Here is a 20716-nt window from a genome sequence, read left to right on the forward strand (position 1 = left end):
CAGTCGGCGCGATCGTCGCGGCGCCGTTCCGCGGGGCGTCGCCTGGGCCTCGCCAGCCGGGTACGGGAAACCCCCGGCGCGTCTCCGACAACGTCGTCAGCCGTTGTCGGCCCGAGCCGGACTTGCTCGGGGCGCCGGGGGTCCGGTGACTGCCTGGTATTCGCCGGCAGGCTCCACTGTCCTGTCGCGGCCCGGACGCCGACGGCGTCGACGGGGCGCGGCACACCGTGACGGTTTGTCTGGTCGTCACGAGCTTTCGCAGCTTCGTCCGCTAGCGGACAGCCACCTCACGAGTCCTGTCGATATTCAACTGAGGACCACCTCCTTTCTCGTGTACTGCCAAGTTATGCCCGCCCGGGCCGCTCTCGCAACATCGTTTATTTCACTTCCCGGGGGCGGGCCCGCGCTGGCAGCGGGGGCAGTACCAGGTCGGCCGCTGCTGCACGTCGTGCCCCTGGGTGCCCACCCCCAGTCGGCCGCCGCAGCGGAAGCAGCCCTGCCTGGTGCGCTCGTAGACCCAGTTGCGCCGGCCCCGCGCGGTGTCCCCGGTCGTGCTCTGCTCGTGCCGCCACGCGTTGGCCAGCAACAGCTTGCGTGCGAGCGCCACCGTCCTCCCGGCGTCCACTTCGGACACCGGAACCCACGGCGTGACGCCGAGCAGGAAGCAGACCTCGCACTTGTACAGGTTGCCGACCCCGGCCATCACCCGCTGGTCCAGCAGGGCGAGCCCGAGCTCGCGAGCCGGGTCCGCGCGCAGCGCCGCGACGGCCCGCTCCGCGTGCTCGTCCGTCCACTGTGGATCGAGCAGGTCGGGTCCGAGGTGCCCGACGAGACGCGACTCGGTGTCCGTCGGCAGCAGCTCGAGGTCGTGCAGCCGGAACCCGACCGCCTGCACCTCGGCGTCGGCGAGGATCACCCGCACCAGGTGCGCGGGATGCCGCCACCGCGCGCCTGCCCGGTAGACCTCCCACGAGCCGTCCATCTTGAGGTGGCTGTGCAGGCTCAGCTCGCCGGAGAACCGCGTGAACAGGTGCTTGCCGACCGTCCCCACGCCCAGCACGGTCCGGCCCGTCAGATCGGCCGTGGCCAGCGCCGGATGCCGGAAGTCGGTACGCGACAGCGTCCGCCCCGCGAGGGCGCGGTCGAGCTTCTTGCCCGCCAGGAAGACGGTGTCACCCTCGGGCATCGGTTCGGATCGGCTCGATCGGGCCCGTGATCTCGGCCTCGGTCTCCGGCTCGGCGTCGATGCGGTGGCGGCCGGCCCGGTTGGACCGCAGGATCTTGGCCAGCACCATGTTGAACGTCAGCGCGATCTCCTGGGCGCCGGGGGAGTGCCACTCGTGGATCGGGCTGCACGCCCCCTGCGCCTGCTGGATCGCCAGCCGGTCCGGGATCGCGGTGGGCATGACCAGCGCGCCGAAGGACTCGCGCAGCTCCGCGATGCGGAACTGGTGCTCGTGCGAGCGCGGCCGGAGCCGGTTCACCAGCACGCCGACCGCCCGCAGGTCCTGGTTGTGCTCGTCACGGACGCTTTCGATCGCCTCCAGCGCGCGCTGCGCCCCCGCGACGGCGTACATCGTCGGCTCGGTGACCAGGATGGCGCTGTCCGCGGCGACCAGTGCCGACTTGGTCAGCCTGCCCAGCGACGGCGGGCAGTCGAGGATCACCAGGTCGTAGGGCTTGCCGCGCGGTGGCGACTGGTCCAGCTCGTCGAGGGCGCGCGACAGGCTCGCCAGCCGCCGCTCGTCGGGGCCGGGCTCGTTGAGCGCCTCCAGCTCCTCGGCGCCCACCAGGACGTCGATGTCGTCGCTCCACACGCTCCGCGCGATGGCACGTTCGAGCACCGGCAGCTGCGGGGTCTCCAGCACGTCCGCCAGGGTGGCGTCGGTGTAGGGCGGGTCCAGGGAGGCCGTGGCGTTGCCCTGCGGGTCGAGGTCGGCGACGAGCGTGTGGATACCCCGGCGCATCGCGGCCGAGGCGATGCCCAGAGCGACCGTCGTTTTGCCGACGCCTCCCTTGAGGCTGAGTACGGCGACCGTGTGCACGTCCCCGAGGGTAGCCGGGCGCGCCCGCGCACCGCGCCCGCTGTCTTGTTACCAGGCCTGCCGAAAGCAGGCCGGCCGCCGTGCCTGCCGGTCGGCTCGGCGATTGTCAGCGCAGTACGCTGTTCTCCCATGCGAACGGAGATCGGGGCGGCACGCGGCTCGAGCGCGGTCTGGCGGGTACTCGAGGACGAGGTGGCCCGGGTCCGGGCGCAGGGCACGGCCGAGCCCCACGTCGTCGACGTCGGCGGCGGGACCGGGGTGTGGGCGGTGCCGCTGGCGGCCGCCGGCTGCGTGGTGACCGTCGTCGAGCCGAACCAGAACGCACTGGCCACCCTGCGCCGCCGCGCGCAGGAGACCGAGGTCGCCGACCGGATCGTCGTGGTGGCCGACGACACGGACGCGCTCAGCGAGTGCGTGCGGGCCGGGTCGGGCGACCTGGTCCTGGCGCACGGGCTGCTGGAGATCGTCGACGACCCGAACCGCGCGGCCACCGCACTGGCCGCCGCCGTCGCTCCGGGCGGGGCGGTGTCGGTGCTTGCCGCGAACCGCTTCGCGGCCGTGCTGCACCGCGCGCTCGCCGGCCGCCTTGCCGCGGCGCGGCACCTGCTGACCGGCGCGAACGGCGTCCTGCCCGACGACGGGGAGAGCCTCCTGCGCCGGTTCGACAGCGTGGGCCTGCAGACCCTGCTGGAAGCGGCCGGCCTGGACATCGCGCTCCTGCAGGGCGACGGCGTGGTGTCCGATTCGCTGGGCGAGGTGGAGTCCGCGCAGTTCAGCGGCGACGAGCTGACGGAGTTCGAGACTGCCGCGAGCGTCGTATCGCCGCTGCGGGACATCGCGACCCGGCTGCACGTGCTGGCCCGGAAACCCGGAACTGTCGGTGGGGCCCCGTAGGCTCTGCCTCGATGGGGAGAAACTCCGGCCTGCCCGCCGGCTACGAACGGTTCCGGGTGTCGGCGCAGCACGTGCCCGACGACTCCGGCTGCGGGCTGCTGCACGTCGACATGGACGCGTTCTTCGCGGCCGTGGAGCTGCGCACCCGGCCCGAGCTGGTCGACAAGCCGGTGGTCGTCGCCGGCAGCGGTCCGCGCTCGGTGGTCACCTCGGCGAACTACCCGGCGCGCGAGTACGGCGTCCGCGCGGCGATGCCCGCGGCCGTCGCGCGGCGGCTGTGCCCGCAGGCGGTGTTCATCCCGCCCACCCACGGGCTCTACGGCGAGGTCTCCCGCGGCGTGATGGCGATCTTCCGCGACCTGACCCCGCTGGTCGAGCCGATGAGCCTGGACGAGGCGTTCCTGGACGTCAGCGGCGCGCTGCGGCGGCTCAAGGCCACCCCGGTGGAGCTGGCCGCCGGGATCCGCCGCCGGGTCCGGGCCGAGCACGGCATCACCTGCTCGGTCGGGGTCGCCGGGGTCAAGTTCGTCGCCAAGCTCGCCTCCGGGATGGCCAAGCCGGACGGGGTTCTGGTGGTGCCGGTGGAGCAGACCCTGGCGTTCCTGCACCCGCTGCCGATCTCCGCGCTGTGGGGCGTGGGGCAGCGCACGGAGGAGAGCCTGCGGCGGCTCGGGCTCACCACGATCGCGGAGGTGGCGGCCGCGCCGCTGCCCCGCCTGCGGCGCGCGGTCGGCAACGCCGCGGCCGAGCACCTGTACGCGCTGGCCCACGGTCAGGACGAGCGAGGCGTGGTCGTCGACAGCCCGGACAAGTCGATCGGGGCGGAGCACACCTTCGACACCGACCAGCGCGACCCACGGCTGCTCGAACGGGAGCTGCTGCGGCTGTCCGAACGCGTCGCGGCGAGCCTGCGGGCGCGGGAGGTCCGCGGGCGGACGGTGTCGATCAAGGTCCGGTTCGCGGACTTTCGGACGATCACCAGAGCCCGTACCCTCGCCTCCGCCACCGATGTCGCGCGGGTCATTCACTCGACGGCGGTCGCGTTGCTGACGGAAGCGGTTTCGGGCGCGGAGATCCGGTTACTCGGAGTGCGGGTCGAAGGACTGTCCGGAGCCGACGCTCCCGAGCAGCTGACCTTCGAACGGGCGGAGCCGCGCTGGCGGGACGCCGAGGTGGCGGCGGACGTCGCCCGGTCGAAGTTCGGCGCGGGAGCCGTCCGGCCGGCTTCGCTGCTGTCGCCCGGCCCGGGTGAACCGCGGCGGCACAGCCCGACGTGACAGGAAAGCGTGCACGAAAAACACAGATGAGCCGAACGGGGCACAGCTTCGGAGCGGGATCGGGTAGTCGTCCGCGCGCAGGACTCGTATCCTGGACAGAGACACCCCGGTCGGGGTGTGATTGTTGGGTCCAGGACGTTGCGCGGCCCGGCGCCCGCGACAGCTGTGCCGGAGGAGGAAAGATGCCACTCTCCGAGCATGAGCAGCGGCTGCTCGACCAGATCGAGCGCGAGCTCTATGCCGAGGACCCCAAGTTCGCGTCCACGGTGCGCGGTGCCCGGTTCCGCCGGCCCGCACGCCGCCGTCGAATCCAGGGGATCGCGCTGTTCGTAGTCGGAGTCGCGCTGCTCGTGGTGGGCGTGATGGTCAGGGCGCTGTGGGTCGCCGAGATCCCGCTCGCCAGCGTGCTCGGATTCCTCGTGATGTTCTTCGGGGTGGTGCTGGCCGTGATGTCGGGCCGCGGCCCGGCGGGCGCCAAGGGGGGCAAGAGCGGGCCGGGGAAGGCCAAGAGCTCGTTCACCCAGCGCATGGAAGAACGCTTCCGCCAGCGCTTCGAAGAGCAGTAGAGAGACTGGGAGGCGAGCGCTCGCGCGGAGCGCTCGCCTTTCTCTTGCCCTTGATCACGTCGGGGCCTGAACCCCGAACCGCCGCGTGCCTACCGGTTCCGCCGGAAGATCGACCGTGGGAAGAGGCGTCCGCGCCAGGACATCGGGGCGTTGCGGTGCAGGCTCGCCCGCACGCCCTCGAACGCCGGGGCGAACTGTGGGTCCTCCGCGCCGCCGCCCGGTGAGTACCAGGAGCGCTCCACGACGCCGACCACGGTCCGCAGGTCTTCCTGACCACTGTCGTCCAGATGGTGCTGCTGCGCGACCTTCTGCGCCGCCGCCCGGACGGTGTCCGACGTCGGGATCGGCAGCCCGCGGTCCGCGCACTCGTCCAGCAGCTCCGCCCACGCGGCATCCGCCGCACCGGGCGCGGCGCCCGTGATCGCCCGCCAGCGCCGTCGCCGATGGACCTCCCGTACGACCGCGGGCGCCAGCGCCGCCGCGGCGAGCACCAGCAGGATCAGCGCGAGCGACCAGTGGATCAGCCACGCGCTCAGCAGCACGGCCACCAGCCACGCCCCGGCCGCCGCCAGGGGCAGCCAGCGGATCCGGTGCCGGCGTGCGAGCTTGGGCGCGAGGAACGCCCCGATGGTCAGCGCCACCGCCAGCAGCACCAGCGCGAGCGCGCCCCAGCCGGTCCAGCCGGGCGCCGAGCCGGGGCCCGCCGCCTGCTGGCCGCCGTTCGCGCCCGTGCCGTCGTCCTGCGCGTTCGGCGCCCCGGTCGGCGCCACGTGCGTGGTGGAGACGCTGGGCACCTCCTGGCTGTCCGTGGCCGACGGGTCGCTCGGCGAGCTGCCCGACTGCAGGTACGGCGGCACGTAGCCGCGCCCGTCCGAGCGCGGTGTCGGGTCGAAGCTGACCCAGCCGAGGTCCTGACCGAAGTAGACCTCGACCCACGCGTGCGCGTCCTGCGAGGTGATCATCCGGTAGTCGCCGTCGGTGTAACCGGTGGTGAAGCCGACCGCCACCCGCGTCGGGATGCCCAGCACGCGAAGCATGACCGCCATCGCGGAGGCGAACTGCTCGCAGAACCCGCGCTTGCCCTTGAGCAGGAAGTCGGCCAGCGCGTCGGAGTCCGTCGCGGCCGCCGTGCGGGTGTCGTAGGTGAAGCCGTTCTCCGCGGTGAAGTACCGCCAGATCGCGCTCGCCTTGTCGAACGTCGTCGACGCGCCCGCGGTCAGCTGCTGGGTCAGCGCGACGACCCGCGGGTCCACGCCGTTGATCTGGGTGTAGGCCGCCGGGACCGACGCGGTGCGGTCCGGGGCCGACTCGAGCTGGTCCTTTGACGGCTCGGCCAGCGAGGTGATCTCGGTGTAGGGCTGCACGTGCTGCTTGCGCTCGCTGAACACCGCGCCGCCGCCCGGGTCGTAGTACCAGCCCTGGTCCACGCCCTGCAGTCCGCGCAGCGCGCCGTAGACCGGCAGCCACACGTCCACCCAGTTCACCGGCTCGATCTGGATCTGCCGCGACTCGCCGGTGCCGTCGTCGCCCGGCGCGGCGGGCAGCGTCTGGTTGGCCGGGTAGCCGGCGGGCATCGGGCCGTCCGGCAGGCTCCAGCCCTGGTTGGGCCGGTAGGTGTCCAGCGTGAAGGCACGCAGCAGCCGCTTGTCGTTGCCGAGGCCGCGCACCCGGAACAGGTCCACCGTGCTGCCCTGGTCGAGCATCCCGCGCAGCGACGTGAACGGGTTGACGCCCAGTCCGCCCGAGCCCGCGCCCTGACCGCTGCGGCCGCTGCCCGGCAGCCGCCCGACCGTGCCGACGGCGGTGACCGTCGTGCCCGCGACCAGACCGCACACCAGCGCCAGCGCCAACACCGCGACGGGGGCGGCCGCGGCGGAGGGCGACGCGCCCATGCCGGGCGCGTCCCGGTTGCGCCAGCGGCGGTGCCGGTGGTTCCCGTCCACCGCGAGCAGCCCGGCGAAGGCCGAGGCACCCAGCAGGAACGTCCACCAGGGGAGCATGGTGTCCGACAGCGACGCCGGGACCGCGTACACGCACAGCAGCACCAGGCCCGTCGCGGCCGGCGCGGACGCCGCGACCGCGAGGGTGTCGACCAGCACCGCGACCATGCCCATCGCGATGGTGACCAGGCACAGGATCGGCGGCGTGGGGTCGACCGGCGGCAGGCCGGTGCGGATCTGGTCGAAGGCCGAGACGAGCACGTCGTTCAGCTCGGTGAAGGCCGCCGGGCCGGGGATGATCGCCAGGATGCCGCTGCCGGTGAACACGCCGGTGATCAGCAGCAGGAGCACGACGAGCTGCGCCAGCCCGACCAGCGGTGTCGGTGTGCGGATGGAGCGGAGCGCGAGGCCGGTGCAGGCCACCAGCACCACGGTGACCGCGACGTAGCCGAGCCAGCTCACGCCGCCGACGACACCGGTCAGCGAGGTCGACGCGCACAGCGTCGCCACGCCCGCGGCGACCGGCGCGAGCACCGAGCTGCGCCACGCGGGCGGCGGCTGGACGTAGCGCTTCGTGGGGGTGTGCAGCTCCGGGCGGCCCGGCGACGGGGGAGCGACGCCGGGACGAGGCAGCGTGCTCGTCACAGCGAACCCCCGATCAGCACGCCGCGGCCGGAGCCCGTGCGGCACAGCTCGCCCCAGACCTGCGGCATCGGCGTCGCGGGGTCGGCGATCACGACGCCCCAGCCCGCGGCCCGCAGCAGCGTGGCCGACTCCTCGGTGGCCGCCGCGCGCTTCTCCGGCACGGAGATCCCGCTGGCGAAGGCCGGCGTGTCCAGCAGCACCGCGAGGCTGCGGATGCCGCGCGGCCGGTAGCGGGCCAGCTCGTGCACCGCCTCGTTGCTCACCGTGCCCAGGATCGCGATCAGCTCCTGCCCCTCGGCCGGGTCGTGCCCGGTGGTGAGGTCCCGCTGGTGCGCGGGCTGCAGTGCGGCCAGCGCGTCCAGGATGAGGTTGTCGTAGCCCTCGCCGCCGTCGCCCGGCGCGTCGGCGAGGACCTTGCCGTGCTCGCTGACCAGCCGCACCCGGTGCCCGGCCTTGCGGACGTGCAGGCACACACTGGCGGCGAAGGAGATGGCCCATTCGAGGCTGGCCGTCGGCCCGGTGCCGTGGTGCGCGGCCGCGCGGTGGTCCAGCAGCACGGTCGTGCCGCCGCGCCACGGGCGCTCCTCGACGCGGACCATGATCTCGTCCCGGCGGGCCGTCGAGCGCCAGTGCACCTTGCGCAGGTCGTCGCCCTGGCGGTAGTGCCGCACGACCACGTCGGTCTCGCCCTGGCCGGCGTGCAGCCGGACGCTGCCGTCGTCGCCGGCGCCGATCCCGGCACCGCTGGGCAGGCCCCACAACGCCACCACGCGCGGGACCACGACCAGCCGGCTGTGCCCGATCAGCTCGCGGTCGAACTCGCACAGCCCGAACGGGTCGGTCAGCGTCGCGCGCAGCGGGCCGACCTGCTGGATCCCGCGCAGCGTCGGCTGGATCGGGTAGCGCAGGGCCACGACCCGGCCGTGCGGCAGCCGCTCGACCACGAACCGCGGCCGCGAGCCCAGCGCGTACGGCACGCCGTCCTCGAGCAGCACCTCACCGGCAGGCAGCTTCCCGTTGCGCCACAGCGCCAGCTCGACCTCACTGTTCGAACCGACGGCGACCCGGTCGGGCAGCATCCGGCGCGAGGCGCCGATGCGCACCCGCGACGCCGCGATGAACACGGCCACCACCAGTGGCAGGGCGATCACGAACACGGCGACCCGCAGCAGATCGCGCTCGTTGAGCACCACCGCGCACACCGCGGCCGCGACGCCCGCGGCCAGCAGGCAGCGGCCCCGTGTGGTCAGCCCCGACAGCGACCGCAGCATCGCCGGCTACCGGCGGGCCTGGCCGTTGACCGCGGGTCCGCCCTGCGGCACCGGCACCCGGTGCAGCACCGCGCGGACCACGTCGGTGGCCGACCGGCGGGCGGCGTGCGCCTCGGTGGTCAGCACGAGCCGGTGCGCGAGCACCGGGATCGCCACGGCGTGCAGGTCGTCCGGGACGACGTAGTCGCGTCCCGAGAGCGCGGCCTGGGCGCGGGCGGCGCGCACCAACTGCAGCGTCGAGCGAGGGGACCCGCCGAGCCGGATCTCCGGCACCTGACGGGTCGCGGCGACGATGTCCACGGCGTAACGGCGCACCTCGGGGGCCATGTGCACGCGGCGCACCAGGTGGATCAGCCGGACCACGGTGGCGGCGTCGGACACCGGCTCCAGCTCGTGCAGCGGGTTGTGGCCCGAGTGCTCGTCGACCATGGCCAGCTCGGCCTGCTGGTCGGGGTAGCCGATCGAGACGCGCGCGGTGAAGCGGTCGCGCTGCGCCTCGGGCAGGGCGTAGGTGCCCTCCATCTCGATCGGGTTCTGCGTGGCGATGACCATGAAGGGGTCGTCGAGGGTGTAGGTCGAGGTGTCGACCGTGACCTGCTGCTCCTCCATGCACTCCAGGAGCGCGGACTGCGTCTTCGGCGAGGCGCGGTTGATCTCGTCGCCGACCACGATGTTCGCGAACACCGGGCCGGGCCGGAACTCGAACCCGCCGGTCTGCCGGTTGTAGATCGACACCCCGGTGACGTCGCTGGGCAGCAGGTCGGGGGTGAACTGGATGCGGCTCACGGTGCAGTCGATCGACCGCGCGAGCGCCTTGGCCAGCGACGTCTTGCCGACACCGGGCACGTCCTCGACCAGGAGGTGCCCTTCGGCCAGCAGGGTGACGAGTGCGATGCGCACCACGTCCGGTTTCCCGACGAGCACGCGTTCGACGTTGCCGGCGATCCGGCGCATCGTGTCGTGCAGCTCGTCGAGGGAGACGGTCGGGTGACCGTTGTAGGCGGTCGCGCCGGACGGGTAGTACGGCGCTTGCCCCGGGCCCTGCTCGCCGGTGTATTCGCCAGGCGTCGCGGGCTGTGTCCTCGACGTCACTCGACCTCCTGGTGGTGGAGCCTCTTTGCGTGCTCGATGCGGCGTGATCCGCACGCCCCCGAATGAGTGGTGGCGCGGAAGCGTCTCACAGACGGGTTCCGGCGGCTCCGTCGAGCCTTCCGATGCTGCTCGGCTGACACCCAGCCTGCCACCAAGTGTGTCAAACTCCCGCCAACCTCGTGAGCGACCCCTCATATTGCCGGGTGCTGCGCTTTTGCCCCGGCACCCTCTATGCTGCGGTGAGGATCCGGCCGACTACGGAGAGGCGCGATGGTCGAGACGAAGGCGGCACCGAGTGTGGACGCGGGTGCGTTCGCGGTGTCCCCCGAACTCGCGACAGCCGCGTTCACGCAGCTCACGCAGCTGCAGGACGTGGTCGGCGAAATGGTGCGCGAGGCGAACGTGCTGGGCCGGACGGTGCCGCTCGGCGGCGGCTACGCGGCGGAAATCGGCGAGTTCATGGCCCGCTACGGCATCGACGGCCCCGGCTCGGCGGCCGACCAGCTCACCCGCTTCGGCCGCCAGCTGGACAAGCTCAAGGGCGACATCCAGAAGGCGCTGCAGCGCTACCGGGACACCGACGACGACGCGGCCGACGGCGTCGACTGCAGTGGTGGTTAGGCCCCTCGCCGGGCTGGTGCTCGTCGCGGGCTGGCTGCTGGCCGGCTGCGGAGCCCAGGCCGCCGCGCCCCCGCCGGCCTCGCCCACCCCGGCGGCGAAGACCGGTCTCGCCGCGCTCGCACCGTGTGATCTGCTCTCCTCCGTGGACCGCTCGAGCGCGGGGCTGACGTCGCTGGGCGAGGACAAGACGATCGGGACGGCGCGGGCGTGCGACTGGACCGAGTCGGGCATGTTCGGCCTGACGGTCACGCTCGACGACACCGCCGCCGTAGATGACCTGAAGGTCGACGGCGGCACGCCGCTCATGGTCGGGCGGCACCAGGCGACGAAGGTGCCCGGCGACGGGGCGTGTGCCGTGCTGCTGCCGGCGGGGGCGAAGGCCAGCGTGCAGGTGGACGTCACCAATGCGAGCTTCCGTGACACGAACCTGGCCTGCCGGCGCGCCACCACGGTGGCGCAGCTGGTCGAGCCGAAGCTGCCGTAGGGGAGAGCCGTGGGAGTTCCGGAACCGGTGCGCAGGTACGAGTCCTGCACGCACGAGGAGATGGCGGCCGAGGTGGCCGCGGGCAACGACCCCGCCGCGGCGGGGCAGGTCGGCGAGCAGTGGGCCGGTCTCGGCGCGCGGCTACAGGAGTCGATGGAGCTGTTGTCGTCGATGGCCGACCGCAGCCAGGAGGCGTGGCAGGGCCCGGGCGGGGACGCGGTGCGTGCGGCGCTCGGGCGGGCCTCGGCGTGGTCGGAGCAGGCGACCGGGGTCTCGTTCGAGCTCGCGGCCGCGGTGCGGGAGCAGGCCGGGATCGCCGCCCGGGCCAGGGCCGAGATGCCGCCGCCGGTGCCGTACGACCCGGTGGCGATGATCCGCGAGGCGGCCGGGGACGTGGTCGCGCTGATCGGGCTCTCCGACGCGATGGCCTCCCGGCGGGCGGCGTCGGAGGCGGCCCGGCGCAAGGCGATCGACGTGATGAACGCGCGGGACGGGGCGCTGCGGGCCGCCGTGCCGTCGCGGTCGTTCGAGGCGCTGCCGGAGCTGTCTTGATCCAGGTCTCGGCCTCGGCGTTCGACATCCTCTGGCACGACCTGGGGCTGCCGCCCGCGCCGGTGCCGCTCGACGTGCACAGCGTCGGCGGGACCGAGCGGGAGCGCGCCGAGATCCGGGAGGCGGTGTACCAGAACCTCGCCGAGCGCGGGCTGTGCGCCGGCGGCCGGGTGGACCAGGCACTGGTCGCGCGACTGGAGACACTGGCGGGGGCCGAGGTGTACGTGGAGTGTGAGGCGCTGCCGTCCCTCGACGACGACGTGCCGTTGCGCGCGGTGGCCGCGGCGGGCGGGAAGCGCGCGGTGCTGGCGGCGCAGCCGAGCCGGACCATCGGGTTGTCGACGATCCGGGACACCGAGCTGTGCTCCGCCGTGGTCGGGTTGCTGCCGCCGTTCGAGCCGGGTCCCGGGTTCGGGGTGAGCGTGCCGGCGTCCGCGCTGAGCGGCGAGGCCTCGGCCGCGGTGGCGAAGCAGCTGGCGGAGATCCGGGCGATCCAGGCGCGGCCGGTGCTGGGGGCTGGGCAGTTCTCGATCCGGGTCCGCGACGGCGCCCGGGTGCGCCGGGCCGGCGGCCTCAGCTGGTTCACCACGGACGCGGGCGCGTACTGCGGGACGGTCGCGCCCGGCCGGGGCGGCGAGGAGTGGCTGACCCTGACCCCCGCCGACCCGGCGCGGGTCACCGCCCGGCTGGCCGATCTGCTGGGCTGAGCCCTTCGCCCACTCCGCCCCACCCCATTCCCCACCGCCCCCCACGCGGCGCCCCGCTCCTGCCCCCACCGCCCGAAAAGGCCTCGTCCGGTGCTCGTCCGGGCGGCGGCTACCCCCGGCGCGGGGGAGGGGGTGCCGTTCGCCCCCCACCTTTCCCCCACCTGGCACCACCCGCATTCACCTGCGGAAACGTGGCGAGGTTCGCTCGGAAGGGGGGATCGCCGGCGTTGACTGTGGTGAAAAGTGGGGTACCGTGGTGCGCAGTGGGGCGGAAGGGAGGCCCCGTGGGAGGTGGGGCCGGTGTTCCTCGGTACCCACACCCCGAAACTGGACGACAAGGGGCGGCTCGCGCTGCCCGCGAAGTTTCGCGACGCGCTGGCAGGTGGGCTGATGGTCACCAAGGGACAAGACCACTGTCTCTACGTCTTCCCGCGTGCCGAGTTCGAGCAGATGGCCCGCAAGGTCGCCGAAGCGCCGTTCACCAACGAAGCGGTGCGCGCCTATCAGCGCTATCTGTTCGCCGGAACCGACGAGCAACGCCCGGACGGGCAGGGGCGCATCGCGGTCGCGCCCGAGCTGCGGCGCTACGCCGGGCTCAACAAGGAGTGCGTGGTGATCGGCGCGATCACCAGGTTGGAGATCTGGGACGCCCAGGCGTGGCAGGCCTACCTGGAGGAGCACGAGGACAGCTACGCGAAGGCACAGGAAGAGGTTCTGCCGGGCGTGTTCTAGACGTGCGGTGAGCCGGTACCCATGCCGTCGGGGGGTGTGGGTCCCGGCGTGAGGACGACTTGGACTCGGATGCCGTGAGGCCTCTGTCCGCTCAGTGGCCCTGGTGCACCTTCCCCGGCACCAGGTTCGCAGCGGGCGGGCGGGGACCTGACGGCATCCGATTCTTCTGTACGGCGGGAAAAGGGGGTGGTTGTGGCCGAACACGTGCCGGTGCTGCTCGAGCGTGTGCTCGAACTGCTCGCTCCCGCCCTCGCCGACCGCCCCGCGGTGCTGGTCGATGCCACCGTCGGCCTCGGCGGCCACGCCGACGCCCTGCTCTCCGCCCACCCGCAGCTCCGGCTGATCGCGCTCGACCGCGACCCCAACGCCCTGGAGCGGTCGCGGGAAAGGCTGGCGCGCCACGGGGATCGCGTCGAGTTCGTGCACGCGGTCTACGACCGGCTGCCCGAGGCGCTCGACGACCTCGGTCTGTCCACTGTGGATGCCGTGCTGTTCGACCTCGGCGTCTCGTCCATGCAGCTCGACCTGGCCGACCGCGGGTTCGCCTACGCCCGCGACGCGCCGCTCGACATGCGGATGGACCCGACCACCGGGCCCACCGCCGCGGACGTCCTGAACACCTATCCGCCGGGTGAGCTGGTGCGCATCCTGCGCGAGTACGGCGAGGAGCGGTTCGCCCAGCGGATCGTCAAAGCCGTGGTGGCGGAACGGGAACGTGCGCCGTTCGAGCGCAGCGAGCGGCTGGTGCGGCTGCTCTACGACGCCGTGCCCGCGGCGAGCAGGCGAACCGGCGGCCACCCGGCCAAGCGCACCTTCCAGGCGCTGCGCATCGAGGTCAACGGGGAGCTCGAGGTGCTGCGGAACGCGATCCCCGCCGCGCTGGCGGCGCTTTCCGTCGGCGGCCGGATCGTCGTGGAGTCCTACCAGTCGCTGGAGGACCGGATCGTGAAGCAGGCCATCGCCGAGCTGGCCAGGTCGCGGACGCCCCCGGGGCTGCCGGTCGAGCTGCCCGGCCACGGGCCCGAGCTGAAGCTGCTGACCCGAGGGGCCGAGAAGGCCGACGAGACCGAGATCGAGCACAACCCGCGGGCCGCCTCCGTGCGGCTGCGCGCGGCGGAACGGATCAGGGAGGGCACATGACCGCGCCCACGAGGACCCGGCGCAAGCCGGCCGAGACGCCGTCGCGCACCGCGACGCGGGAGGCGACCCGCACCGAGCGGCGCCACACCCGTGGCGGCCAGCAGCGCACCACCGCGGCCGAGCGTGCCTACGCGCGCCGCGCCCAGCGAGTGGACGTGTTGCGCCGCAACGAGAAGGAGCCGCAGCGGGAGCCGCGCAAGCTGCGCCTGCGCTGGCCGAAGTCCCGCGCGTCGTTCGTGCTGATCGTGATGACGCTGCTCGCCGCCGGGGTGGCCACCACGCTGCTGCTGTCGACGCAGGCGATCGCGGACTCCTACCGGCTCGAGCAGATCCGCCAGGAGAACGCGAGCCTCGCCGAGCAGTCCGAGCAGCTGCAGCAGGGCGTGACCAAGGCTGAGGCGGCGTCCTCGCTGGCCAACCGTGCCAAGGCGCTGGGCATGGTGCCCGCGGGCAACCCGGCGCACCTGGTGCAGAACCCGGACGGCTCGATCACCGTGGTCGGCGAGCCGAAGAAGGCCGTCGGCCAGGCGCCACCGCCGCCCGCGCCCCCGGCCCCGCCGCCGGTGAACCAGAACCCGGCGGGCCAGACCACCGCGCCCATCGAGGGTGACGTGGCCCAGGGCGACGAGCAGCAGCCACCGGTGGTGTCGGCACAAGCGGGAGGCCAGTGATGCCCCATCGCGGCCGCCCGCGCCGGCGCACGTACACCGCGCGGGTCCGGCAGGTCGCCGGGCGGCCGGGCGTGGCCACCGGGAAGGGGCGCTACGTCGCCGTCCGGGTCGCTCTCGTCGGTGTGCTCGTGGTGGCGGGCCTGAAGCTCGTGCAGGTCCAGGGCTTCCAGGCCGAGGCGCTGTCGGCGAAGGCGGAGAGCCAGCGCACCACCACGATCACCATCCCCGCCAAGCGTGGCGCGATCGAGGACCGCAACGGCGTGAAGCTCGCCTTCAGCGTGGAGACCCGCGCGCTGTCGGTGAACCTCAAGCTCATGCGCAAGAGCTGGGCGGAGTACGCGCAGAAGAACCCGGCACTGGGCCAGAACTTCGAGACCCGCGCCGCCGCCGCCGCGAAGTTCATCGCGGCCAAGCTGCCGGGCAAGGTCACCGAGACCGAGATGCTCGCGGACTTCCACAAGAACCAGGACTTCACCTACCTGGCCAAGGACGTCGAGCCGTCGGTGGCGGACGAGATCACCAAGCAGTTCCCCGAGATCGGCAGCGAGACGCAGGCCGCGCGCGAGTACCCGGGGGACACCCTGGCCTCCAACGTGGTCGGGCTGGCGAACTGGCGCACCGACGACCCGGACGTCTCCAAGCACAACCTGCACGGCATCGCCGGGCTCGAGAGGACCCGCGACGCCGACCTGGCGGGCAAGCCGGGCCAGTACGTGGCGGACACCGCCTCGGGCAACGACAGCGTGATCATCCCGGGCACCGAGCGCGACGTGCAGTCCGCCACGGCGGGCAACGACCTGGTGCTGACCCTGGACTCCGACGTGCAGTACGCGTTGCAGAGCCAGCTTTCGGACTACGTCGCGGAGTCGCACGCCAAGGGCGGCAGCGCGGTGATCATGGATGCGAAGACCGGCGAGATCTACGCGCTCGCGGACGACCGCACGTTCGACCCCAACGACCCCAGCACCTACACCCCGGACCTGATGAACGACACGGCGGTGACCACGCCGTACGAACCGGGCTCGGTGAACAAGATCGTCACCGCGACGGCGGCGATCGACACCGGCGTCTCGACCCCGCAGGCGGTCAACCAGGTGCCCGGCTCGCTGAAGATCGCCGACCACACGGTGCACGACGCGTGGACGCACGGCACGGTGCAGTACACCACCACCGGGATCTTCGCGAAGTCCTCGAACATCGGCACGCTGCTGCTGGCCCAGCAGGTCGGGCCGGACCGGTACCTGGACTACCTGCAGAAGTTCGGCATCGGGCAGAGCACCGGGCTCGGGCTGCCCGGTGAGAGCCGCGGCTCGGTGCCGCCGCGCAACACCTGGACCGGCACCACGTTCGGCAACCTGCCGATCGGGCAGGGGCTTTCCATGACCGTGGTGCAGATGACCGGGATGTACCAGGCGATCGCGAACAACGGGCTGCGCGTGCAGCCGCGGATCGTCAAGGACGAGATCCGGCCCGACGGCACGGTGGTGCCCGAGCCGGCGCCGCAGACCGTCCAGGTGGTGAGCCCGCAGACGGCGACGACGGTGCGCGACATGATGCGCGCGGTCACCCAGACCGGCAAGAACGGCAACAGCGGCACGGCGCCGACGGCTTCGCTGGAGGGCTACCAGATCTCCGGCAAGACGGGCACCGCCCAGCAGGTCAACCCGGCGACCGGCGCGTACAGCGATTCGCTGTACAACATCACCTTCGCCGGCATCCTGCCCGCCGACAACCCGAGGTTCGTGGTCGGCATCCGGCTCGACGCACCGGACACCACGCTGCCCGCCGGGCACTCGGCGGCGCCGCTGTTCCACGACCTCGCGTCGTATCTCACGCAGCGGTACCAGATCCCGCTGTCGCCGGAGCCGGCGCCCTACATGCCGTTGCAGATCAATCAGTGAGCGCACAAGGCGTACCGGCTCGCCGGAGCGAACCGCGTCGTCGGTAACCTTCCCGCCTGTGTCGGTCAACAACGAGGGGCAGGTCCCGGACAGCCCGGTCAAGGCGGCGGTCGCCCCGCCGCGGCCCGCGCGGATCAAGCCGGTTCCGCTCACCACGCTGGCCGCCCGCGCCGACGCGCGGGTGATCGCGGACGTGCACGGGTGGCCCGGCGACACGACGGTCACCGGCGCGACGTTGCGGGCCCAGCACGTGGTGCCGGGCGACCTGTTCGCGGCGCTGCCGGGCGCCAGGGCGCACGGGGCGGACTTCGCCGCCGACGCGCTCTCGGCGGGCGCGGCCGCGGTCCTGACGGACGAGGCGGGCGCCGAGCGGCCCGCGCTGCGCGACGCGGACGTCCCCGTCCTGGTGCACAGCGACCCACGTGCCGTCCTCGGCTCGGTCGCCGCCTGGATCTACGGGGAGCCGTCGCTGGAGCTCGCCGTGCTGGGCGTGACGGGCACCTCCGGCAAGACCACGACGTCCTACTTCGTGGACTCCGGGCTGCGGGCCGCCGGGAGCACCACGGGGCTCATCGGCACGGTCGAGACCCGGATCGCGGGCGAGCGGCTCGCCAGCGCGTTCACCACCCCGGAGGCGCCGGACCTGCAGGCGCTGTTCGCGGTGATGGTGGAGCGGGGCGTCACGCACGTGCCGATGGAGGTCTCCAGCCACGCGCTCGCGCTCGGGCGGGTCAACGGGACCCGGTTCGCCGTCGGCGCGTTCACCAACCTCTCCCAGGACCACCTGGACTTCCACCGCGACATGGAGGAGTACTTCGCCGCCAAGTCGCTGCTGTTCGACGGCCGGTCCAGCACCGAGGTCGTGGTGATCGACACGGCCTGGGGGCAGGCGCTGGTCAAGCCGCACACGGTCACCGTGTCCACCCAGCCCGGCGTCGACGCGGCCTGGACCGCGACCGACATCGAGACCACGCCGACCGGTGAGCAGTCCTTCAGCCTGCGCGGGCCCGACGGGCGCAGCGTCCGCGCGAAACTGCCGCTGCCGGGCACGTTCAACGTGGCCAACGCGCTGCTGGCCGCGGCGGTGCTGGACGCCACCGGCATCGCGATGGATCACATCGTCGCCGGGCTCGCGGCGGTCGAGGTGCCCGGCCGGATGGAGCGGGTCTACCTCGGGCAGGACTTCACCGCCGTCGTGGACTACGCGCACAAGCCCGCGGCCGTCGCCGAGGCGCTCGACGCCCTGCGCGCCCGCACCGGCAACCGGGTCATCACGGTGCTGGGCTGCGGCGGCGACCGTGACACCGGCAAGCGCCCGCTGATGGGCGAGGCCGCCGCGCGCCGCAGCGAGGTGCTGATCGTGACCGACGACAACCCGCGTTCGGAGGACCCGGCGCTGATCCGCGCCGCGATGCTCACCGGCGCCCGCGCCGCCCGAGCCGGGGGCCGCGTGCTGGAGATCGGGGACCGGCGCGCCGCCATCACCAGGGCGGTCGAGCTGGCCGAGCCCGGCGACGTGGTGCTGATCGCGGGGAAGGGGCACGAGACCGGCCAGGAGGCCGGCGGCGTGGTGCACCCCTTCTCCGACCGTGACGAGCTGGCCGCCGCCATCCGGCACCGGCTCGAGGGACAACCAGGAGTATCCGCTTGATCTCGCTCACCCTGGCGGAGATCGCCAGCATCGTCGGTGGGACGGTGCACGACAGCGACGGCACGGCCGTCGTCAGCGGCGGCGTGGAGTTCGACTCCCGCAAAATCGGCCCCGGCGGTCTCTTCCTCGCCCTGCCGGGCGAGAAGGCCGACGGCCACACCTTCGCCCGCCAGGCGGTCGAGGCCGGCGCCGCCGGCGTGCTCGCCGCCCGCCCGGTCGGCGTGCCGGCCGTGGTCGTGCCGCCGCTGCCCGCCGGCCAGGCGCACGAGCGGTCGGTCGCCCTCACCGGCGACACCGACGGCTCCGGGGCGGCCGTGCTCGCGGCGCTGGGCAAGCTGGCCCGGTACGTCGTGCGGCAGCTGTCCACGGAGGGGCTCACCGTCGTCGGGGTCACCGGCTCCTCCGGCAAGACCTCCACCAAGGACCTCATCGCGCAGCTGCTGGAGCCGCTGGGCCCGACGGTCGCGCCGCCCGGGTCGTTCAACAACGAGCTGGGCCACCCGTGGACCGCGCTGCGGGCCGACGAGAGCACCCGGCACCTGGTGCTGGAGATGTCCGCGCGCGGCCCCGGCCACATCGCCGAGCTGGCCGTGACGGCGCCGCCGCGCATCGGCGTGGTGCTCAACGTCGGTTCGGCGCACGTGAGCGAGTTCGGCTCGCGCGAGGCCATCGCGCAGGCCAAGGGCGAGCTGGTGGAGGCCCTGCCCGAGGACGGCGTGGCAGTGCTCAACCTGGACGACCCGCTCGTCGCGGGGATGGCGAGCCGCACCAAGGCGCGCGTCGTCGGCGTCGGCGAGCACCCGGACGCGGACGTGCGCGCCGAGGACATCGTGCTCGACGAGCAGGCCCGCCCGTCGTTCCGCCTGGTGACCGCCAAGGGCGACGCCCGGGTGACGCTGGGCCTGCACGGCGAGCACCACGTGGGCAACGCGCTCTCGGCCGCGGCGGTCGCGCTCGAACTCGGTTCCACTGTGGACGAGGTCGCCACTCGTCTGTCCACTGTGGAGCGACGGTCGACCAGGCGGATGGAGGTCGTCACCCGCGCCGACGGCGTCACCATCCTCAACGACTCCTACAACGCCAACCCCGAGTCGGTGCGCGCCGCGCTCAAGACCCTGGCGTCCATGAGCCGCGGCAGGCGATCCTGGGCGGTCCTCGGTGTGATGGGCGAACTGGGTGCCGATAGCGTGACCGCACACGACGAGATCGGCCGCCTCGCGGTCCGGCTCAACATCGGCAGGCTGGTGGTCGTCGGCTCCGAGGACTCAGCCGCGGCACCGATGCATTTCGGCGCCAGCCACGAAGGGTCATGGGGAGAGGAGTCCGTCCTGGTGCCCGACACCGACGCCGCCACCGCCCTGCTGCGCGCGGAGCTCGAACCGGGCGACGTCGTGCTCGTCAAGGCCTCCAACTTCGCCCAGCTGTGGCGGGTGGCGAACGCGTTGCTCGAGGATGGTGTTGCGTGATCAGCATTCTGGTCGCCGCGGGGATCGGGCTATTGATCTCCATTCTGCTCACCCCGTACCTGATCCGGGTGTTCTCCCGGCAGGGCTTCGGCCAGGAGATCCGGGAGGAGGGGCCGCAGGGCCACAAGTCCAAGCGCGGCACGCCCACCATGGGCGGCGTCGCGATCATCCTGGCCATGGTCGCCGGGTACTTCCTGGCGCACCTGTTCAGCTGGCAGCGGCCCTCGGTCTCCGGCCTGCTGGTGCTGTTCCTGGCCGTGGGCCTGGGCGTGGTCGGCTTCCTCGACGACTTCATCAAGATCCGCAAGCAGCGCAACCTGGGGCTGAACAAGACCGCGAAGCTGGTCGGGCAGCTGGTGGTCGCGGTCGCGTTCGGCGTCCTGGTGCTCAACTTCGCCGACAAGTACGGCCTCACGCCCGCCTCGCGCAACCTCTCCTACGTGCGGGACCTGGCGCTGATCACGTTCCCGTCGGTGCTGTTCGTGCTGTTCTGCTACATCGTGATCTCCGGCTGGTCCAACGCGGTGAACTTCACCGACGGCCTGGACGGGCTCGCCGGCGGGGTCTCGGCGATGGTGCTGGCCACCTACGTGGTCATCGCGTTCTGGCAGGAGCGGCTCTCGTGCGTGAACTCCCCGCAGGCCGCCTGCTACGACGTGCGTGACCCGCTGGACCTCGCCGTGGTAGCGGCGGCCGCCGCGGGCGCCTGCGTCGGCTTCCTGTGGTGGAACGCCGCGCCCGCGAAGATCTTCATGGGGGACACCGGCTCGCTGGCGCTGGGCGGGCTGGTGGCCGGGTTGTCCATCACGACCCGCACCGAGCTGCTCGCCATCGTCATCGGCGGCCTGTTCATGGTCGAGATGATCTCGGTGGTGCTGCAGATTGCGGTGTTCCGCACGACCCGGCGGCGGTTGTTCCGGATGGCGCCGTTCCACCACCACTTCGAGCTCGCGGGCTGGGCGGAGACCACGGTCATCATCCGGTTCTGGCTGCTGGCCGCGATCTGCTGCATGTTCGGCCTCGGCCTGTTCTACAGCGAGCAGCTGGGCGCGGGAGGCTAG

19 protein-coding genes are annotated in these 20716 nt (G+C 72.9%); 14 read left to right on the forward strand and 5 right to left on the reverse strand.

Going from position 1 to position 20716, the window contains the following annotated elements:
* Positions 1–382: 382 nt before the first annotated feature.
* Entirely contained in the window at positions 383–1186 is an 804-nt protein-coding gene (locus tag LWP59_RS11165; RefSeq protein ID WP_144643942.1) for a DNA-formamidopyrimidine glycosylase family protein, read from the reverse strand.
* The gene (locus LWP59_RS11170) at positions 1173–2045 is read right to left on the reverse strand and encodes a ParA family protein (protein ID WP_144643944.1); all 873 of its coding nucleotides are present in this window, start codon (positions 2043–2045) and stop codon (positions 1173–1175) included. The genes LWP59_RS11165 and LWP59_RS11170 overlap by 14 nt, the downstream gene beginning before the upstream one ends.
* Before the next feature lie 129 nt (positions 2046–2174).
* Between LWP59_RS11170 and LWP59_RS11175 the strand changes: the two genes are divergently transcribed.
* The 3 genes from LWP59_RS11175 to LWP59_RS11185 all read left to right on the forward strand — a co-directional run bounded on the left by LWP59_RS11175 (position 2175) and on the right by LWP59_RS11185 (position 4782).
* The gene (locus tag LWP59_RS11175) at positions 2175–2939 is read left to right on the forward strand and encodes a methyltransferase domain-containing protein (protein WP_144643946.1); all 765 of its coding nucleotides are present in this window, start codon (positions 2175–2177) and stop codon (positions 2937–2939) included.
* 11 nt (positions 2940–2950) lie between these two features.
* Positions 2951–4216: a DNA polymerase IV gene (dinB, locus tag LWP59_RS11180; protein ID WP_144643948.1), complete on the forward strand. Its 1266-nt coding sequence runs from the start codon at positions 2951–2953 to the stop codon at positions 4214–4216.
* 182 nt (positions 4217–4398) lie between these two features.
* Complete coding sequence (locus LWP59_RS11185; RefSeq protein ID WP_144643950.1) at positions 4399–4782, forward strand: DUF3040 domain-containing protein; 384 nt, start codon at positions 4399–4401, stop codon at positions 4780–4782.
* Positions 4783–4871: 89 nt separating this feature from the next.
* Here the strand turns inward: LWP59_RS11185 and LWP59_RS11190 are convergent, their stop codons facing one another.
* Genes LWP59_RS11190 through LWP59_RS11200 form a run of 3 tightly spaced genes read right to left on the reverse strand, consistent with a single transcriptional unit; the run spans position 4872 to position 9730 of the window.
* The gene (locus LWP59_RS11190; RefSeq protein WP_144643952.1) at positions 4872–7367 is read right to left on the reverse strand and encodes a transglutaminase TgpA family protein; all 2496 of its coding nucleotides are present in this window, start codon (positions 7365–7367) and stop codon (positions 4872–4874) included.
* Complete coding sequence (locus LWP59_RS11195) at positions 7364–8638, reverse strand: DUF58 domain-containing protein (RefSeq protein ID WP_144643954.1); 1275 nt, start codon at positions 8636–8638, stop codon at positions 7364–7366. The genes LWP59_RS11190 and LWP59_RS11195 overlap by 4 nt, the downstream gene beginning before the upstream one ends.
* A 6-nt stretch (positions 8639–8644) precedes the next feature.
* On the reverse strand, positions 8645–9730 hold the full coding sequence (locus LWP59_RS11200) for an AAA family ATPase (protein ID WP_186383545.1): 1086 nt from the start codon (positions 9728–9730) through the stop codon (positions 8645–8647).
* 270 nt (positions 9731–10000) lie between these two features.
* Here LWP59_RS11200 and LWP59_RS11205 point away from each other — a divergent pair, with 270 nt between their 5' ends.
* The 11 genes from LWP59_RS11205 (at position 10001) to mraY (ending at position 20716) form a co-directional block, all read left to right on the forward strand.
* Positions 10001–10351, forward strand: coding sequence for a hypothetical protein (locus LWP59_RS11205; protein ID WP_144643956.1), 351 nt, complete (start codon positions 10001–10003; stop codon positions 10349–10351).
* On the forward strand, positions 10344–10835 hold the full coding sequence (locus LWP59_RS11210; RefSeq protein WP_144643958.1) for a DUF3558 family protein: 492 nt from the start codon (positions 10344–10346) through the stop codon (positions 10833–10835). Before LWP59_RS11205 ends, LWP59_RS11210 begins: the two co-directional genes overlap by 8 nt.
* 60 nt (positions 10836–10895) lie before the next feature.
* The gene (locus tag LWP59_RS11215) at positions 10896–11387 is read left to right on the forward strand and encodes a PPE domain-containing protein (protein ID WP_144643964.1); all 492 of its coding nucleotides are present in this window, start codon (positions 10896–10898) and stop codon (positions 11385–11387) included.
* A complete protein-coding gene (locus tag LWP59_RS11220) occupies positions 11384–12094 on the forward strand; it encodes an ESX secretion-associated protein EspG (protein WP_144643960.1) in 711 nt (236 codons plus the stop codon). Before LWP59_RS11215 ends, LWP59_RS11220 begins: the two co-directional genes overlap by 4 nt.
* A 300-nt stretch (positions 12095–12394) precedes the next feature.
* A complete protein-coding gene (mraZ, locus tag LWP59_RS11225; RefSeq protein WP_144639356.1) occupies positions 12395–12826 on the forward strand; it encodes a division/cell wall cluster transcriptional repressor MraZ in 432 nt (143 codons plus the stop codon).
* Positions 12827–13012: 186 nt separating this feature from the next.
* Positions 13013–13966, forward strand: coding sequence for a 16S rRNA (cytosine(1402)-N(4))-methyltransferase RsmH (rsmH, locus tag LWP59_RS11230; RefSeq protein WP_144639354.1), 954 nt, complete (start codon positions 13013–13015; stop codon positions 13964–13966).
* Positions 13963–14637, forward strand: a complete 675-nt coding sequence (locus LWP59_RS11235) for a hypothetical protein (protein WP_144639352.1) — start codon at positions 13963–13965, stop codon at positions 14635–14637. Before rsmH ends, LWP59_RS11235 begins: the two co-directional genes overlap by 4 nt.
* Positions 14637–16538, forward strand: coding sequence for a peptidoglycan D,D-transpeptidase FtsI family protein (locus LWP59_RS11240; RefSeq protein ID WP_144639350.1), 1902 nt, complete (start codon positions 14637–14639; stop codon positions 16536–16538). Before LWP59_RS11235 ends, LWP59_RS11240 begins: the two co-directional genes overlap by 1 nt.
* A 58-nt stretch (positions 16539–16596) precedes the next feature.
* On the forward strand, positions 16597–18189 hold the full coding sequence (locus LWP59_RS11245) for a UDP-N-acetylmuramoyl-L-alanyl-D-glutamate--2,6-diaminopimelate ligase (RefSeq protein ID WP_144639348.1): 1593 nt from the start codon (positions 16597–16599) through the stop codon (positions 18187–18189).
* Positions 18186–19655 carry a UDP-N-acetylmuramoyl-tripeptide--D-alanyl-D-alanine ligase gene (locus LWP59_RS11250; protein ID WP_144639346.1) on the forward strand — a complete coding sequence of 490 codons (1470 nt, stop codon included), beginning with the start codon at positions 18186–18188 and terminating at the stop codon, positions 19653–19655. Before LWP59_RS11245 ends, LWP59_RS11250 begins: the two co-directional genes overlap by 4 nt.
* Positions 19652–20716, forward strand: coding sequence for a phospho-N-acetylmuramoyl-pentapeptide-transferase (gene mraY / locus LWP59_RS11255; protein ID WP_144639344.1), 1065 nt, complete (start codon positions 19652–19654; stop codon positions 20714–20716). Before LWP59_RS11250 ends, mraY begins: the two co-directional genes overlap by 4 nt.

It is taken from the genome of Amycolatopsis acidiphila, from assembly GCF_021391495.1.
GTDB classification, from domain to species: domain Bacteria; phylum Actinomycetota; class Actinomycetes; order Mycobacteriales; family Pseudonocardiaceae; genus Amycolatopsis_E; species Amycolatopsis_E acidiphila.

Excerpts from the sequence above, each read along its gene's own strand:
- LWP59_RS11165 (WP_144643942.1), bottom strand. The coding sequence starts at position 1,186 with ATGCCCGAGGGTGACACCGTCTTCCTGGCGGGCAAGAAGCTCGACCGC.
- LWP59_RS11175 (WP_144643946.1), top strand. The coding sequence starts at position 2,175 with ATGCGAACGGAGATCGGGGCGGCACGCGGCTCGAGCGCGGTCTGGCGG.
- dinB (WP_144643948.1), top strand. The coding sequence starts at position 2,951 with ATGGGGAGAAACTCCGGCCTGCCCGCCGGCTACGAACGGTTCCGGGTG.
- LWP59_RS11185 (WP_144643950.1), top strand. The coding sequence starts at position 4,399 with ATGCCACTCTCCGAGCATGAGCAGCGGCTGCTCGACCAGATCGAGCGC.
- LWP59_RS11195 (WP_144643954.1), bottom strand. The coding sequence starts at position 8,638 with ATGCTGCGGTCGCTGTCGGGGCTGACCACACGGGGCCGCTGCCTGCTG.
- LWP59_RS11205 (WP_144643956.1), top strand. The coding sequence starts at position 10,001 with ATGGTCGAGACGAAGGCGGCACCGAGTGTGGACGCGGGTGCGTTCGCG.
- LWP59_RS11215 (WP_144643964.1), top strand. The coding sequence starts at position 10,896 with ATGGCGGCCGAGGTGGCCGCGGGCAACGACCCCGCCGCGGCGGGGCAG.
- LWP59_RS11235 (WP_144639352.1), top strand. The coding sequence starts at position 13,963 with ATGACCGCGCCCACGAGGACCCGGCGCAAGCCGGCCGAGACGCCGTCG.
- LWP59_RS11240 (WP_144639350.1), top strand. The coding sequence starts at position 14,637 with ATGCCCCATCGCGGCCGCCCGCGCCGGCGCACGTACACCGCGCGGGTC.